Origin of the sequence: Delftia sp. DS1230, from assembly GCF_040112715.1 — a bacterium.
Lineage (GTDB): Bacteria > Pseudomonadota > Gammaproteobacteria > Burkholderiales > Burkholderiaceae_C > Comamonas > Comamonas tsuruhatensis.
Map to the genome: position 1 here is coordinate 2,553,925 of NZ_CP157763.1, position 16,600 is coordinate 2,570,524.

General features: G+C 66.9%; 13 protein-coding genes. 1 reads left to right on the forward strand and 12 read right to left on the reverse strand.

The genetic code is table 11. The features are described 5' to 3' along the window. Positions 1–77: 77 nt before the first annotated feature. From AAN986_RS11395 to pdxK, 5 genes are all read right to left on the reverse strand, one after another. A complete protein-coding gene (locus tag AAN986_RS11395; RefSeq protein WP_016451498.1) occupies positions 78–1,067 on the reverse strand; it encodes a Ku protein in 990 nt (329 codons plus the stop codon). Further along, entirely contained in the window at positions 1,064–3,760 is a 2,697-nt protein-coding gene (gene ligD, locus AAN986_RS11400) for a DNA ligase D (protein ID WP_349335674.1), read from the reverse strand. The genes AAN986_RS11395 and ligD overlap by 4 nt, the downstream gene beginning before the upstream one ends. Before the next feature lie 134 nt (positions 3,761–3,894). Beyond that, positions 3,895–4,869, reverse strand: a complete 975-nt coding sequence (locus AAN986_RS11405; RefSeq protein WP_016446341.1) for a hypothetical protein — start codon at positions 4,867–4,869, stop codon at positions 3,895–3,897. Positions 4,870–5,161: 292 nt separating this feature from the next. Beyond that, positions 5,162–5,938 (reverse strand): SDR family NAD(P)-dependent oxidoreductase, encoded by a 777-nt coding sequence (locus AAN986_RS11410; protein ID WP_046240202.1) that lies wholly within the window; start codon positions 5,936–5,938, stop codon positions 5,162–5,164. Next, the gene (gene pdxK / locus AAN986_RS11415; protein ID WP_349335675.1) at positions 5,935–6,855 is read right to left on the reverse strand and encodes a pyridoxine/pyridoxal/pyridoxamine kinase; all 921 of its coding nucleotides are present in this window, start codon (positions 6,853–6,855) and stop codon (positions 5,935–5,937) included. The genes AAN986_RS11410 and pdxK overlap by 4 nt, the downstream gene beginning before the upstream one ends. A gap of 172 nt (positions 6,856–7,027) precedes the next feature. Here pdxK and AAN986_RS11420 point away from each other — a divergent pair, with 172 nt between their 5' ends. Continuing rightward, positions 7,028–8,176, forward strand: a complete 1,149-nt coding sequence (locus tag AAN986_RS11420) for a hypothetical protein (RefSeq protein ID WP_047217051.1) — start codon at positions 7,028–7,030, stop codon at positions 8,174–8,176. Positions 8,177–8,275: 99 nt separating this feature from the next. On the opposite strand, the gene AAN986_RS11425 is transcribed toward AAN986_RS11420, so the two are convergent. The 7 genes from AAN986_RS11425 to AAN986_RS11455 form a co-directional block, all read right to left on the reverse strand. After that, positions 8,276–8,977 carry an ABC transporter ATP-binding protein gene (locus tag AAN986_RS11425; protein ID WP_026062223.1) on the reverse strand — a complete coding sequence of 234 codons (702 nt, stop codon included), beginning with the start codon at positions 8,975–8,977 and terminating at the stop codon, positions 8,276–8,278. Positions 8,978–8,985: 8 nt separating this feature from the next. Next, positions 8,986–9,753: a high-affinity branched-chain amino acid ABC transporter ATP-binding protein LivG gene (gene livG, locus AAN986_RS11430; protein WP_016446336.1), complete on the reverse strand. Its 768-nt coding sequence runs from the start codon at positions 9,751–9,753 to the stop codon at positions 8,986–8,988. A gap of 52 nt (positions 9,754–9,805) precedes the next feature. Then, positions 9,806–11,044: a high-affinity branched-chain amino acid ABC transporter permease LivM gene (locus AAN986_RS11435; RefSeq protein ID WP_016451503.1), complete on the reverse strand. Its 1,239-nt coding sequence runs from the start codon at positions 11,042–11,044 to the stop codon at positions 9,806–9,808. Further along, positions 11,044–11,970 carry a high-affinity branched-chain amino acid ABC transporter permease LivH gene (gene livH, locus AAN986_RS11440; protein ID WP_016446334.1) on the reverse strand — a complete coding sequence of 309 codons (927 nt, stop codon included), beginning with the start codon at positions 11,968–11,970 and terminating at the stop codon, positions 11,044–11,046. The genes AAN986_RS11435 and livH overlap by 1 nt, the downstream gene beginning before the upstream one ends. A 100-nt stretch (positions 11,971–12,070) precedes the next feature. Beyond that, entirely contained in the window at positions 12,071–13,192 is a 1,122-nt protein-coding gene (locus AAN986_RS11445) for a branched-chain amino acid ABC transporter substrate-binding protein (RefSeq protein WP_016446333.1), read from the reverse strand. A gap of 340 nt (positions 13,193–13,532) precedes the next feature. Next, on the reverse strand, positions 13,533–14,234 hold the full coding sequence (locus tag AAN986_RS11450; RefSeq protein ID WP_047216906.1) for an RluA family pseudouridine synthase: 702 nt from the start codon (positions 14,232–14,234) through the stop codon (positions 13,533–13,535). Next, on the reverse strand, positions 14,231–16,459 hold the full coding sequence (locus tag AAN986_RS11455; protein WP_047216907.1) for a PAS domain-containing sensor histidine kinase: 2,229 nt from the start codon (positions 16,457–16,459) through the stop codon (positions 14,231–14,233). Before AAN986_RS11455 ends, AAN986_RS11450 begins: the two co-directional genes overlap by 4 nt. Between the last annotated feature and the right edge of the window lie 141 nt (positions 16,460–16,600).

The window sequence follows — 16,600 nt, forward strand, 5'->3', positions numbered from 1 at the left end:
ATTTTTGCGGCAAAAATGCATGTATTTTTTATCATGAAATGCCATTTGTGGATTATGCAAAACGGCAATGGTCCGTTTCATTTGGATGTTGAACGTTTTGCAGGCGCCTTGGACGCTGGCTTTCGGGGCTTGGGTGTTGTCCGGGTCGCGGGCGCTTTTGCAGCTTTTGCAGCTTTTGCCGCCGCCCCGGTATTTTTTTCCTTGGCCGCGGAGGCGGGGGCCCCGCTGCCTGCCTTGCCCAGGCTGCTCCTGAGCAGGGCGGTCAGATCCAGCACGGCTGCGTTGGCGGGTGCGGCGGGCGCGTCCTGCTGCCTTTGCACACTTTGCACGTCGCCCGCATGGGCCTTGGCCTGCACCAGCTGGTGGATTTCCTCGCTGAAGGAGTTGCGGAACTGGTCGGCGTCCCAGGCCTGGCTCATGTCCTTGATCAGTGCCAGGGCCATGGTCATTTCGGCGGCCTTGATGCCTGCGGCCCTTGCGTCCAGCGGCGGCAGGTCCAGCTGCTCGAAGGAGCGGATCTCGCCGCCCCAGCGCAGCAGGTTCAGCACCAGCGCCCGGCCGCAGGGGATCAGGATGGCCAGGTGCTGCTTGGCCTGGATGACGACCTTGGCCACGCCCACCTTGTTGCTCTTGCGCAGCGCCTCGCGCAGCAGTGCGTAGACCTTCCCGCCCCGGTGCAGGGGGGCGGTGTAGTAGGGCCGCTCCAGGTAGATGAAGGGGATATCGTCGGCATCGACAAAGGCCTCGATCTCTATGGTCTGCGTGGTCTTGGGAAAGGCGGCGGCAATCTCTTCGGCGCTCAGCACCACGTAGCGGCCTTCTTCGAATTCCACGCCCTTGACGATGTCGGCCGAGGCCACCTCCTTGCCTGTGACTTTGTTGATGCGCTTGTAGCCCACGGGCTGCATGTTGCGCTTGTCCAGCCAGTCGAAGTCGATGTCCGTGCTGGCCGTGGCCGCATACAGGCCTATCGGGATGTGGACCAGGCCAAAGCTGATGGCCCCCTTCCACAGGCTGCGCGAGGAGACGGCCGGGGCCGTGCGGGGAGATGTGGCTTTCCTGGTCATCGTTGTGCTTTCCTCGTTGGCGGCGCTTCGCGGGCCGGTGCCTCGAAGCCCAGCGCCTTCATGGCGCGGCCCAGGCTGGTGGCCGCCGTGCCGTAGTGCTCCCAGGGCGAGTTGCCCAGGCGCAGGCGCTGGTCCACCGAGCGAATGGTCCAGTGCGCGCCGCCCGTGAGCCTGTCGAGCTCGTTCCAGCCCACGGGCACGGAGATGCCCATGCCGGGCCGCGCACGCGCTGTCCACGCGCAGGCCGTGGTGGCGCCAAAGCCGTTGCGCAGGTAGTCCACGAAGATTTTTCCCACGCGGTTGCGTGGCCCGCTCTTGGCCACGAAGCGCTGGGGCACGGTGCTGGCCAGGTGCTGGACCACGGCCTGGGAGAAGGCCTTGACCGTGTCCCAGTCCAGCAGCCGCTTGATCGGCACGACCACATGCAGGCCCTTGCCTCCGCTGGTCTTGAGGAAGGCCGGCAGCTCCAGCTCCTGCAGCAGCACATGCAGCAAGGTGGCCGCTTCCTGCACCTGCGTCCAGGGCACGCCCTCGCCGGGGTCCAGGTCGAAGGTCATGCGGTCGGGCCGGTCGATGCGGTCCCGGCGGGCATTCCAGGTGTGCCATTCGATGGTGTTCATCTGCGCGGCCGCCACCAGGCCTTCACGCCGCGCCACCTCCATCAGCGGCGCATGGCCGGGATCGAGTTCGGGCGCCAGGGCGGCAATGCCCTGCAGCGGCGTCTGGTCCATGTGTTTCTGGAAGAACAGCTCGCCCTCGATGCCCTCCGGCGCGCGCACCATGGCCACGGGCCGGGCCTTGAGGTGGGTGATCATGAAGGGGGCCACCGTGGCGTAGTAGCGCGCCAGCTCCATCTTGGTGATGCCGGTGGAGGGGTCGATGACACGCTCGGCATGGGTGATGGCGATCGTGGCGGGCAGGCGCGCCGCCTTGGCCATGCGGGGCGGGGCGGCTTTGTGGCGGGTTGCGGTGCGGGGTGAAGATGCGGTCGATGGCACGTGCTGTGGCTCCTCTGTTGCGATGCGGCGCGCAGGCTTGTCCGTGCGCAGGCCCTGGAATACGGCGTGGCGGATGCGGCCGTCCGCGGTCCATTGCGCGAACGAGACTTCGGCCAGCAGGGTGGGGCGCACCCAGTGCACCTGGCTGCCAAGGCCCCGGGTGTCTGCCAGCGGGGATGTGCCGGTGGCCAGGCCGTCCAGGCGCTGGCGCAGGTCGGCCAGGGTGCGTGCGTTGAAACCCGTGCCGACCTTGCCGGCCGCGTGCAGCTGCCCGTCCTCGCCATGCACGGCGAGGACCAGGGCCCCCAGGCCGGTGCGCGAGCCCTGGGGATCGGTATAGCCGGCGATCACGAACTCCTGGCGGTGGCCGCACTTGAGCTTGATCCAGTCCATGCTGCGCCTCGAGACGTAGGCGCTGCCGCGCCGCTTGCCGATCACGCCCTCCAGGCCCAGCCGGCAGGCGGCAGCCATCAGGTCGGCGGGCGGGGCGTCAAAGGCCTGGCTGAACCGAACGCGGTCCGACGGCGCCTTGTGCAGCAGCTCCTGCAACCGCTGGCGGCGCTGTTCCACGGGCTGCTGGCGCAGGTCCTGGCCGTCGTGCCACAGCAGGTCGAAGGCGAAGAAGACCAGCAGGTCGGTGTGCTCGCCGTCGAAGGCATTTTGCAGGGCCTGGAAGTCGGGGCGGTCGTCGCTGTCCAGCATCAGCACCTCGCCGTCGATCCAGCCTGTTTGCAAGGGCAGGGCCGCCAAGGCGCGGGCCAGGGCAGGCATTCTGGCGGTCCAGTCCTTGCCGTTGCGCGTGACAAGCCGCACGGTACCGCTGTCGATGCGGGCCAGCAGGCGGTAGCCGTCGAACTTGCTCTCGAAGATCCATTGCCCGGCCTCCGTGGGCGGGCGGTCCACCAAGGTCGCCAGCTGGGGGGCGATCTCCTGCGGCATGGTCGCGGTGCCGGCGTGCTGCTTTCGTGCTGGCGCTGGCGCTGTTGCTGTTGTTGTTTCTGTTTCTGTTTCTGTTTCTGTTTCTGTCGTTGCCGCTGCTGCAGGTTCCAGGGGAAGGCCGGCCACGCTGTCGGGCATGTCCTCGACCACGCTGAATTCGCCGGCGGCGCGTTCCAGCCCGTCATGCTCCTTGATCAGCAGCCACGCGGGTTTTTTGGCATCGTCCTTGCCGCGCATGCGCACCAGGGTCCAGCGGCCCTGCAGCTTGTGGCCGCGCAGTTCGAACCTGAGCTTGCCCTTGCGAAGGCCCTCGGCGGCGTCGCCTTGTGGCCACCAGGTGCCCCGGTCCCAGATGATGACCTTGCCCGCACCGTACTGGCCCGGCGGAATCTGGCCTTCGAAGCGGTTGTAGGCCATGGGGTGGTCTTCCACCTGCACGGCCATGCGCTTGTCGGCCGGGTCGTAGCTGGGGCCCTTGGGCACGGCCCAGCTTTTCATGCTGCCGTCCAGCTCCAGCCGGAAGTCGTAGTGCAGATGGCTGGCCCAGTGCTTTTGAATGACGAATTGCAGGACACCCGTGCCGGGCTGCCCTGCAATCGCGTCGCTGGAAGGTTCTGCCGAGGGCTCTGGCGTGCGCGTGAAGTCGCGCTTTTGCCGGTAGGCCGCCAGCGAAGCGGCAGCCTTGTCCTGCCCGCCGGCCGCAGCAGCCCGCCGCGGCTGCTGCGTGACCGGGTGGCTGCGGCGCGGTGCGGGCATGCGGCGCTCCTTCAGAACATCAGTGCAATCAAAATGATGATGGGAATGGGCACGCCCAGAAGAAAAAGCAGTATGGATCGCATGAATGGCCTCCGTTCAATGAATGGTTGGATGGTGTTGACTGCGATGCAAAATCAAATGGCATCGCGTTGGCGGCCACCCCAGGTGGCGCACAGGCTGCCCACAAAGGCGCCCAGCATCAGGGAAACAAACAGCCAGAGCATGGAATGGGCGGTCGCCTTTCGCGTTTCTTCAGCGGCCTGCTTGGCCTTTTGCTTGGCCTCTTCTGCCTTTTGCTCGGCCTGCTTAATCTGCATCTGTACGGAATCAAAGGTGCTTCGCACTTTCTTTTGCGCTTCTTCCACCGGAATATCGGAATTGCGCGCAATCAGCTGGGCCAGATATTGCTCATCGGCCGCAGAAAGCTGGCCGGTGCGCAGCGACTGGGCAAAGATCACGCCGGCCTCCCGCGTGGCGCTGGCCATGTCGGCAGGCGTTGTGCTGCCGGAGGTTGCCGCGGAATTGCGGAACAGGCTGCCGGTCCAGTAGGCCAGGCCCTGGGGCGAGGCATCGGCGCCCGAGGCACCGGCCATGGCTGCGGCACCGCCAGCAGCCGCACCGCCGGCGGCGCCGATCGCGCCGCCTACCACGCTGGAGGCGCTGGTGGCCACGGTCTGCGCGGCCTTGAAGGCGCCGGAGACAGCACCGCCTGCAGCAGCGCCCATCAGGGCCACCATGGCCAGCGTGGCCAGCGCCCAGGACAGAAAGCCGTGGGCCGTGTCGCGGAAGTAGACCTCGTCCGTATGCACGCCTTGCCAGCGGGTGCGCAGCCGCCCGGCCAGGTACCCGCCCACGCCGGCGGAGGCCAGCTGGGTGAAGGCGATCCAGGCCACGGCCGTCCACCCCAGGGCGCCGGCATCCATGCCCTGGCCGGTCCATACCGAGACAGACGACAGGCCCAGGCCCGTGCCCAGAATGAACAGCAGCAGCGACAGCGAGGCCGCCGCCATGGCGCCCGCGAATATCGCCGCCCATGAAACACCGCTGACGGATGTATTGGCCGCAGGGACCACTGGCGTTGCCAGGGGATCGGAATAGGCAATGGACATGGCTGGATTTCCTGGAGTTGAGTGCCCCATTCTTGCCAGCCGAAATAAATGCCACTGTAGGAGGATTGGAAAAGCAGGACTGGCAAACGCAGACGAAAAACGTCATCCTTTGCCAGATGACGGTTTCCAAGGCAATGCGCGGCCTGGATATGGGAAATGATTCCTGCAATCGGTAAAACTTGCGGAATATTTTCCAGGGCGAATGGCTGGATTGTTTCCGGCAGCACGGCGATATGTTTCTGTCTGCTGCCGGGATTTTCATTGCTGCATCGGGCCTGCCAGACCCGTACGTTCAGGGCTGGCGCACGTCGGCCACGACCTGCTCGCCAAAATCCGCGCGCTGCAGCCAGCCCAGCACCAGGGTGGCGGCCTGCTCGGGCGTGGACAGCTTGCCGCCCTCCTTGAGCTGGGCGAAGTTGCCTGCGTCGGGAAAGGCTGCGGCATCGGCGCTGCGCAGCTGCACCTGCATGTCGGTGTCGATGACGCCGGGCGCCAGCGAGCAGATGCGCGCGCCGTGGGGCTTGAGCGCCTCGTCCAGCGCCACGCTGCGGCTGAAATGGTCCATGCCGGCCTTGGCCGCGCAGTAGGAGGCCTGCGAGGCAATGGCGCGCCGCCCCAGGCCGGAAGAGATGTTGAGCACCTTGCGCGGTACGGCCGTCCAGCCTTCGGTGGCGGCCAGGAAGGCGGCCGTCAGCAGCATGGGCGCCTCCAGTCCCACGCGCATGGCCTGGGCGATGTCGGCGGGCCGCAGCTGCGACAGCGGCGCGATCTGCGGAATCACGCCCGCGTTGTTGATCAGGGTGACGCTGGCGTAGCGCGTGGCGTCCAGCCCGGCGAGCCATTCGCCCAGCCTGCGGGCCGCTGCCTCGGGCTCGCCCAGGTCCACGCTCCACTGCTGCAGCGGGGCGCCTGCCGTGGCGGCGGCCCGGTTCAGGTCTTCGCTGGTGGAGCGCGACAGCGTGACCAGCTCATGGCCGGCATCGAGCAGTTGCCGGGCCATGGCCAGGCCCATGCCGCGCGAAGCGCCCGTGAGAATCGTCAGGGAAAGGAGAGGCGATGCATTGTTCATGCGGGCGATGGTATCGCTTGTGCCCGTGCTGCCGGTGCTGCCTGCGCGGTCATTGCCCGGGCGGCGACGGGGTCCGAGGGCAGCAGCAGCTCGGCGCTGCGCGCCTGCCGCGTGCGCTCCAGCGCCTGCACGATGCGTTCGCAGGCGCGCTCGGCCGCCTCGCGCAGGCTGGCGCCCTGCAGCCAGTGGCCGGTGAGCGCGGCGCTGAACAAGTCGCCCGTTCCCTTGGGCACCGCATCCACGCGCGCGTGGGTGACCACATGCACGTCCTCGCGCGTGACCAGCGCCACGCGCATGCGCAGTGCATGCTCGCCGCCCAGCTCGGGCGCCGCGCTGGTCACGGCCACCCACTGCGTGCGGCCGGTCAGCAGGCTGCGTGCGGCCTGGACCACATCGTCCATGCCGTGCACAGGGCGCGCGGTCAGCCGTTCCAGCTCGAAATGGTTGGGTGTCAGCCCGTCGGCCAGGGGCAGCAGGTAGCGCTGGTAGGCCTCGACCATGGCGGGGTCCACGTAGATGCCGCTGTCGTGGTCGCCGATCACCGGGTCCACCACCACGCGCAGGCCGGGGCGCTGCTGCAGCAGGCCCGCCACCCAGTCCGCCAGCAGCCCGGCCTGGTCCGGCCCGCCCAGGTAGCCGGCCAGCACGGCCTGCAGTTGCCTGAGCGCGCCGCGCGCGCCCAGGTCCTGCAGATAGCCCGCAAACCACTCGGCGGCAATTGCTCCGCCGTGGATGCTGGGATAGTGCGGCGTATTGCTGAACACCACCGTGGGCACGGCCGCCGCCGCCAGTCCCAGGGCCTGCAGCGTGGGCATGGCCACGTTGTTGCCAACGCGGCCGTAGACGACCTGGGACTGCACGGACACCACGTCGATGGCCAGGGGTTGCAGCATGTCTTGGGGGGCGGGGGCGTTCATGGGCGGCCTTGCGGGTGGTAATTCTTGGGCGAAGCTGCATTTATAGCGCTGCCATGCGAGGGCCGGCAGCACAATCCAGGGAGCACGGCCAGACCACTTCCAGAATCGCGGCAGCGGGATTGGAGCGCCATGCAAGAATGGTTTTTTCCGCGCGCATGCATCTCGCTTGAACATGAATTCCCCTTCAGAAATCCAGGCCCTGTATTCGAAATTCAGCGGTGCCGAGGCCTCGGAGCGATTGAGGGCCGAGATCCGCAGCCAGGTCGCAAGCTGGCGCTGGGCGTCTGACTCCATGAGCTTTGACGAACCCTATGCCTGTGAGCTGTTCGGCGGCCCTGCCGCACGCTGGCTCAGCGATGGGCGGGCAGACCCGCAAAAGCATGTGCACCACGGCTTTGATGCCCAGGGCCGTATCGTCATCGAATGCCGGTCCAACGCGCGCGAGCAGGTATGCCTGTACACGCCCGGCCAGCGCACAACCGTGTCGTGGCATGGAGGCGGCAGCATCGATTCCGTCAGCCAAAGCCGCTACGAGGAGGGGCGGCTGGTCGCCCATCACATGCACCTTGGCTACCGTGGCATGGACAGCCGTTATGAGTACGACGGCCGGCAACTGCAGTGCAGCGTGACCCGGAACTGGGAAACCCGTGAGAAGCCCTGGCTCACGCGGCATGTGTTCGCGCATGGCGCGGACGGCGTTCTGGATCGCATCCACCTTCAATACCTGGACACCCACGGCCAGCCCGAGCCGGGTGCCGACAGGCTGCTCTACCTGCGCCTGCCCAGGGGCGAGACGCTGAAGACCGTCGAGGCGCGTGTGCAGCGGCTGCTGGAGCAGTCACTGGCCACGGCCTTGCAGCAGATCCCACGCGGTGAACCGCTCTACGGTCTTTTGCTTTGCTACACGCATGAGGACCTGACTGCAGCCTGGCCGCCTTTTCTGGTCTGGGGGCGCGAATCCTATCGGCGCGCGGTGCTGGAGCGTGGTGAAGAGATTCCGTATTACCTGTGGGCGCCGGACGAGATACGCGGCATGGGCGAGGCCGATGAGCACTGGTTCTCCGACGAGGCGCTAGGCGAAGCCTGCCTGCTGCATGGCCAGTTGATGGAGATGAAGCAAAGCAATGCCTCGGCCATGCGGGTGCTCAGGCACATGCTGCCCTTGCTGGAGAGCATGGTCAGGCAGGCGGGCCTGCCCGTGACCGATGATTTCGTGGTGGCCTTTGCCGACAACACGGGCGAGGTCGATCCCTTGAAGGCCATGAAGGCCCGTCTGCCGGATGCGCATTGGGCGTTGCTCAAGCAGCGCGGCCTGGTGTGAGGTCTCGCGGGCTCTGAAATGAAAAGGCCCGCCGAATGGCGGGCCTCCGTTCAGTGCCGGCGTGCAGTATTGCCGGCGTTTTGCCGGGCGCGCAGGCGCTCAGGCGCCCAGGTAGGCGCGGCGCACGGCGTCGTTGGTCAGCAGGTTGGCGCCGGTGTCCTCCAGCACCACCTTGCCGGTCTCCAGCACATAGCCGCGGTCGGCGATCTGCAGGGCGCGGTTGGCGTTCTGCTCGACCAGGAAGACCGTGACGCCAGCGGCGCGGATGGTCTGGATGATCTCGAAGATCTGCGCAATGATCAGCGGCGCCAGGCCCAGCGTGGGTTCGTCCAGCAGCAGCAGGCGGGGCTTGCTCATCAGCGCGCGGCCGATGGCCAGCATCTGCTGCTCGCCGCCCGACATGGTGCCGGCGCGCTGGTGGGCGCGCTCGCGCAGGCGCGGGAAGAGGCCGAACACATGTTCGATGCCTGCCTCGATCTGCGGCTTGTCCAGGAAGAATCCGCCCATCTTCAGGTTGTCGGTGACCGTGAGGTCCGAGAAGATGCGCCGCCCTTCTGGCGAGACCGCAATGCCCTTGCGCATGATGTGGTGCGAAGGAAGCTGGGTGATGTCCTCGCCCTCGAACGAGATGCGGCCCGAGCTGGCGCGCGGGTTGCCGCACACCGTCATCAGCAGCGAGGTCTTGCCGGCGCCGTTGGAGCCGATCAGCGAGACGATCTCGCCCTGGTTGACGTGCAGGCTGACGCTGTCGACCGCGCAGATGGCGCCGTAGTGGGTGGAGATGTTCTCCAGTTGCAGCATGGCAGGCATCAGGCTTCTCCCAGATAGGCCTTGATGACCCGTTCATCGTTGCGAATGGCATCCGGCAGGCCCATGGCGATGGGCTTGCCGTACTCCATGACCAGGATGCGCTCGGACACGCCCATGACCAGGCCCATGTCGTGCTCGATCAGCAGCACGGCAATGCCGTACTGGCGGCGCAGCTGGTCGATCAGGCCCTGCAGGTCCTTTTTCTCCTGCGGGTTCAGGCCGGCGGCGGGTTCGTCAAGCATGAGTACGCGCGGCTTGGTGATCATGCAGCGCGCGATCTCCAGGCGGCGCTGGTGGCCGTAGGCCAGGTTGCCGGCCTCGCGGTTGACGAACTCGCGCAGGCCCATCACGTCCAGCCAGTGCAGGGCGCTCTCGATCTTTTCCTCTTCGCTGCGGCGGTAGCCCGCCGTGTTGAACAGGCCCGACAGCAGATTGACGCCGGAGCGGCGGTGCTGTGCCACCAGCAGGTTTTCCAGCACCGTCATGGACTTGAACAGGCGCACGTTCTGGAAGGTGCGCACCACGCCGTGGTTGGCCACGTGGTGGCTGCTGCGCCCCTCGATGGCGCTGCCGTCCAGTGCGATGGAGCCGCTGCTGGGTTGGTAGAAACCGCTGATGCAGTTGAACACCGTGGTCTTGCCGGCGCCGTTGGGGCCGATGATGGCAAACACTTCCTGCGGACGCACGTTGAAGCCCACGTGGTCCACGGCCAGCAGGCCGCCGAAGCGCATGCACAGGTCTTTGACTTCTAGCAAATACTCGCTCATTGCCGGCCCTTGCTGCTATCTGTTGTCCCAAAAATCATGGTGTCGGCATGCCTCATGAGCGCACCTCCACATGGCGACGGCGCATGGGCAGCAGGCCCTGCGGGCGCCAGACCATCATCAGCACCATCACCAGGCCGAAGATCAGCATGCGGTACTCGGAGAACTCGCGCGCCAGCTCGGGCAGCACCGTCAGCAAGATGGCCGCGATGATCACGCCCAGCTGCGAGCCCATGCCGCCCAGCACCACGATGGACAGGATCAGCGCCGACTCGATGAAGGTGAAGGACTCGGGGTTGACGATGCCTTGGCGCGCCGCGAAGAAGGCGCCGCCGAAGCCGGCGAACATGGCGCCCAGCGTGAAGGCCGACAGCTTGATCTTCATGGGGTTCAGGCCCAGGGAGCGGCAGGCGATCTCGTCCTCGCGCAGTGCCTCCCAGGCGCGGCCTATGGGCATGCGCACCAGGCGGTTGGAGATCCACAGCGTGACCACGGCCAGCAGCAGCGCCATCAGGTACAGGAAGATCACCATGTGCAGCGAGCTGAACTCCAGCCCCAGGAACTGGTGGAACGTCGTGCCGCCCTCGGTGGAGGGGGTGCGCGTCATCTCCAGGCCCAGCACCGTGGGCTTGGGGATGCTGGAGATGCCGTCCGGCCCGCCCGTGATGCTGGTCAGGTTGACCAGCAGCAGGCGGATGATCTCGCCAAAGCCCAGGGTCACGATGGCCAGGTAGTCACCGCGCAGCCGCAGCACCGGAAAGCCCAGCACGAAGCCGAACATCGCGGCAGCGGCACCGGCCAGCGGCAGCGCTTCCCAGAAGGACCAGCCGGCCCAGTGGAAGAGCAGCGCATAGGTGTAGGCGCCCACGGCGTAGAAGCCCACGAAGCCCAGGTCCAGCAGGCCGGCAAAGCCCACGACGATGTTCAGGCCCAGGCCCAGCATCACGTAGATCATGGCCAGCGTGGCGATGTCCACCGCGTTGCGGCCCGCAAAGAAGGGCCAGGACACGGCGATCAGCAGGGCCGCCAGCATCAGGCCGTTGCGGTGGCTGGGGCGCGCCTGCGGCAGCGAGGGCAGCGAGACCTTGGGCATCTTCGCCGCGATCAGCGGGCGCAGCAGCTGCACCAGGAAGACCAGGGCGCAGGCCCAGGCCACCACCGTCCAGTCGGGGTTGATGATGGTGCGGGTGCCGGCGCGTTCCAGGTGCAGGCCGAAGATGGGCGTGACGACCACGGCCGTCATCACCGTGGCGATCAGGGCGTCGCGCAGGTTCAAAGTGGGTTTGGTTTTCATCAGACCTTCTCCACTTCAGGTTTGCCCAGCAGGCCCGTGGGGCGGAACAGCAGGATCAGCACCAGCAGGCCGAAGGCCACGATGTCCTTGTACTCGGACGAGATGTAGGCTGCCGCAAAGGTTTCGGCCACGCCCAGCAGCACGCCGCCAAGCATGGCGCCGGGGATGGAGCCGATGCCGCCCAGCACCGCGGCCGTGAAGGCCTTGATGCCGGCCAGAAAGCCGATGAACGGGTTGAGCTTGCCCACGGCCAGCGCGATCAGCACCCCGCCCACGGCCGCCAGCATGGCGCCCAGCACGAAGGTGAACGAGATCACGCGGTTGGTGTCGATGCCCAGCAGGCTGGCCATGTGCATGTCCTGGGCGCAGGCGCGCGAGGCGCGGCCCATGCGCGAGTGGCGGATGTACAGCGTCAGCAGCACCATGAGCACGATGGCCACCACGATGATCAGGATGCGCGAGTAGGGCACATAGATCTCGAAGCCGCCTTCGGCACCGAAGCGCAGCGCGCCCGGCAGCAGCGAGGGCACGGCCATGTCGCGCGCACCCTGGCCCAGGGCCACCCAGTTCTGCAGGAAGATGGACATGCCGATGGCCGAGATCAGGGCCACCAGGCGGGGACTGCGGCGCAGCGGCTTGTAGGCCACCTGCTCCACCACCAGGCCATAGACGCCGGTGACGAAGACCGAGACCACCAGCATCAGGCCGATGATGGCCCACACCGGCAGGCCGCTTTGCGTGCCTATGGCCGACAGCGTGACCAGGCCGATGTAGGCCCCGATCATGTAGATGTCGCCGTGGGCGAAGTTGATCATCCCGATGATGCCGTAGACCATCGTGTAGCCGATGGCGATCAGGGCATAGATGGCGCCCAGGGACAGTCCGTTGAACAGCTGCTGTATCAGCTGAGGTAAGAGTTCTGACATGGTGTAATGCCGCCCCAAAACAGGAAAAGGCCTAAAAGGCCAGGATGCAGACGACCGGGACACGCCGAATGCGTGCCCCGGTCAGTCAGACGGAGGGGGATTACTTGGCAGCGACCGACTTGCTGCCGTCCTTGTGCCATTCGAACACCTGGAAGTCGAAGGACTTCAGGTCGCCCTGCTTGTTCCAGCCCACCGAGCCCAGAACGGTCTCGAAGTTGGACTTGTGCAGGTGGTCAGCCACCTTGGCGGGGCTGTCGCCCACGGCCTTGATGCTGTCCAGCAGCACTTGCGTGGCGGCAAATGCGGTCAGCTGGAAGGCGCCCGAAGGATTGCGCTTCTTGTCCTTGAAGGCCTTGACCACGGCGGCGTTCTTGGGGTTGGCCGAGAAGTCTGCGGGCAGGGTCACCAGCATGCCTTCGACGGCGTTGCCGGCGATGGCGTTGACTTCGGGGTTGCCCACGCCTTCGGGGCCCATCATGCGGACCTTCAGGCCCTGCTCGGAAGCCTGGCGCAGCAGCAGGCCCATTTCGGGGTGGTAGCCACCGTAGTAGATGAAGTCCACGCCGGCGCTCTTGAGCTTGGTGATGACGGCGGAGTAGTCGCTGTCGCCGGCGTTGATGCCTTCGAACAGGGCCACTTCCACGCCGGCCTTCTTCAGGTCGTCGCGCACGGAGGATGCAATGCCCTGGCCATACGACTGCTTGTCGTGCAGCACGGCAACCTTCTTGGGCTTGGCCTTTTCCAGGATGAACTTGGCGGCGGCCGGGCCCTGCTGGTCATCGCGGCCGATGGTGCGGAAGATGAAGTGGTAGTTCTTGCCGTCGGTCAGGGCGGGGGACGTCGCCGAGGGGGTCACCACGACCACGCCTTCGTTGTTGTAGATCGGGGCTGCGGCAATCGATGCGCCCGAGCAGACGGGGCCGATCACGTAGCCGATCTTGGCGTTGACCACGCGGTTGGCGGCCACGGGACCTTGCTTGGGTTCGCAGGCGTCATCGACGGACACCAGCTCGATCTTCTTGCCGTTGACGCCGCCGGCCGCATTGGCCATTTCCACGGCGGTGTTCACGCCTTCCTTGACCATGTCGCCGTACTGCGTCAGCGGGCCGGTGGTGGGAACCACCATGGCGATCTTGATTTGCGCATGCGCTGTGGAGAACAGGGCGGCGCCAGCCAAACCCAGGGCGGCGACGACGGTGTGCATGCGGAACGGAATGCTCATGAGTACTTCCTTCAACTTTGGGTAAAGCGTTCTGAAAAACGCGGTGGCTCCTGTAGGGGCTAGCCGCGCAAAGAAGCACAGGTTAATCGCCTGGTTACCAATGGCAACAGGGTATCCCGGGGCTGGCGCGGCAACAGGCTTTTCGCTAAGGCTCCCATCGCGGCCTGCGCCGTCGGGCGGGGGCTGTTTTGGCCGAAGAAAACGGCTGATGCCGACGATGCACCCTGACGGTGCTTCCTGAAGTCAATATGACCAACTGCAAGAAGGGGAAACACGTACGCTGAATGTTGCATTGCAGCAACGTACGCGGTGGCGATGATTTGCGTGTTCCTGCGATGGATCAGAACGGCGCGGCGGATTCGAAACGCAGCGTCTCGCCAGACAGGGGATGCGCCAGCTCCAGCAGCTGCGCATGCAGCAGCAGGCGCGGCGACAGCGCCTGCACGGCGGCATCGGCATAGAGCGCATCGCCCAGGATGGGATGGCCCAGCGCGGCCATGTGCACGCGCAGCTGGTGGGTGCGCCCCGTCACGGGCTGCAGCTGCACCCGCGTGGTGATTGCATCCCGGACTTCGGTGGCTTGCGCGCTTGGCAGGGCGCGCCACAGGGTCTGGCTGGGCTTGCCCTGCACGGCATCGATGATGCGCAGCGGGCGCCGCTCCCAGTCGGCTGCAATCGGCAGGTCGATGCTCTGCCATGCGCCGGCTTGCCGCGCGGCGGGGCTGCCTGCCACCACGGCCACATAGCGCTTGTGCACGCGGCGCTGCGCAAAGGCCTCGCTCAGCAGGCGCTGGCTGGCCAGGCTGCGCGCCATGATCACCAGGCCCGAGGTGGCCTGGTCCAGCCGGTGCACGACCAGCGCATCGGGCCAGCGCTGCAGGGCGCGGGCGCTCAGGCAGTCCTGCTTGTCTGGGCCGCGCCCGGGCACGCACAGCAGGCCGCTGGGCTTGTCCAGCACCAGCAGTTCGGCATCCTCGTGCAGGCAGATGACGCCTGCGCCGCCACCTGCACTGGCGCCGCCATCGCGTTGCTCAGGGGTCAAGCCGTTCCCCGCTCATTCAGCAGCCTGTGCACCGTGGCGCACAGCTCTTCCACGTCGTTGGGCTTGTGGACCAGGGCCCTGGCGCCTGCAGCCAATGCGGCCTGCTCGATCTCGGTGGTGATGTAGCCCGAGGCCAGCGCGATGGGCAGCTGCGGCTGGATGGACAGGGCCTCATGCACCAGGTCGATGCCGCTGTAGCCGGGCATGTTGTAGTCGGTGACCAGCAGGTCGCAGTCCTGGGGCGCGGCGCGCAGCGCCTCGATGGCCTCGTGCGGATCGGTGAAGCCGCTGACCTGGTAGCCGCGCCGGCGCAGCAGGCGCTGCACCAGAAAGACCAGGGCCTGGTCATCGTCCACGTACATCACATGCTGCTGCGCGGCCTGCGGGTCGGGCAGCAGGGCGAACTGCGGGCCGGTCGGGGTTTCCGCGGCCGCCAGGGGCTCGGGTGCGCTGGGCAGCGCCTGGGAGGCGGGGGGCTCGGCCGGTGCAGAGTCGGCCGGCGTCAGGGGGTCGGCCGGAGGAAAGTACAGCGTGAAGCGGCTGCCCTGGCCGGGGATGCTGTACACGTCCACGGCGCCGCCGTGGTTGCGCATGACGCCGTGCACCACGGGCAGACCCAGGCCCGTTCCCTGGCCCACGGGCTTGGTGGTGAAGAAGGGCTCGAAGATGCGCTGCAGCGTGCGTGCGTCCATGCCGGGGCCGTTGTCCTGCACCGACAGCGCCACATAGCTGACGGGCGGCAGGCCCAGGCGTTCGCACAGGCGCTGGTCCGGGCGCACCAGGTCGGCATCCATCTGGATCAGGCCGCGCCGCTCGCCCAAAGCGTGCATGGCATTGGTGCACAGGTTGAAAAGGGCCTGCTCCACCTGCATGGCGTCGGCCAGCATGGGCGGCATCTGCGGCGGCACGTGCACCTGCAGCTCCACTGCGGGCGGCAGGGTCACGCGCAGCAGCCGCGCCGTGTCGCCCATGACCTCGCGCGCCTGCACGGGCTTGCGCTGCGGCGGTTCATTGCGGCTGAACGTCAGGATCTGGCGCACCAGATCGCGCGCGCGGCGGCCGGCCTTTTCGATCTCCTGCAGGCTTTCGATGGCTGCGGCATTGCCGCCGCAGTCGGCCTTGGCCAGCTCCACATTGCCCAGGATGGCGCCCACGATGTTGTTGAAGTCGTGGGCAATGCCGCCGGCCATGGTGCCCAGGGCCTGCATCTTGTGCGATTCGCGCAGCTGCTCTTCCAGCTCGTTGCGCTGGGCCTCGGCCTTCTTGCGGCTGGTGAGGTCGCGCGCGAACACGGTGGTGGTCTCGCCGCCGCTGTGGTGCTCGAAGGAGACGCTGACCTCGACCGGGATTTCGCGGCCGCTGGCCGTGCGTGCCGTCATCTCGCCCAGCACGGCCTGCGTGGTCAGCGGCGCAAAGGACAGGGCCTGGGCCGCATCGGGCAGGAAACGCTCCAGCGGACTGCCCAGCGCGTCGTGCGGCGGACACAGAAACAGGGCGGCAGCCGTGGGATTGAAGACGGTGATGCGCTGCTCGTGGTCCAGGCAGATGATGGCGTCCAGGGCCGAGTTGATGACCGATTCGAGCCGCCGCTCGCTCAGGAACAGCTGGTGGTTGCGCTGCTGCAGCGCCAGGCGCTCGGCCAGCAGCGGACCCTGGTCGACCACGGCGCACAGGTACTGCGCAATGGGCGGGCCGCTTTGCTGCGGGATGGCGATGCAGGCCACATGCAGGTCGGCGCGCAGCTGGTGCTGCTCGGTGATGTCGAAGCAGACCTCGTGGGCCTCGGTGCGGCCCAGCTCGCGTGCCGCAACGAAGGTCTCGCGCACGCGCTCGGCGTCGTCAGGGTGCACGAAGGGCGCGAAATTGACCAGCAGCCGGTCATGCTCGGTGGGCTGGAAGGCGCTGTGCGCCATGGCGTTGGCCTGCACCACCATGTCGTGCTCGTCCACCACCAGCAGGGGCAGGGGAATGCTGGCAAACAGGGCTTCGAAGCGCTCGGAGGCGCTTTCGGCCACGGCCTGGCTGTAGTCCAGCACGCGGTTCTGGATCTCCAGCTCGCGCTGGTAGTTGCGCAGCTCGGCGACCAGGGCCTGCAGCGGATCGTCTTCGGGCTGGAAGGAGGGGAAACGTTCGACGGGGGGCAGGTCGGCGCCGGGCGCCAGCAAGGCATGCAGGGGCAGGTGCTCGTCGTCGCGAGGCTGGTCGGAAGGGTCTTGGCTGCTCATCGCGTGCTGGCGCTGGGGAAAGCGGCATCTGCCGCACAAATCCTGGTTGCCCGCGCCTGGCGCCCGGCAGATGGACCGGGGCCCGGCGCGGGCAGGGCCGCAGTGTACGCGCGCCGGCCGGGGCGCCACAAGCGCCCCTTT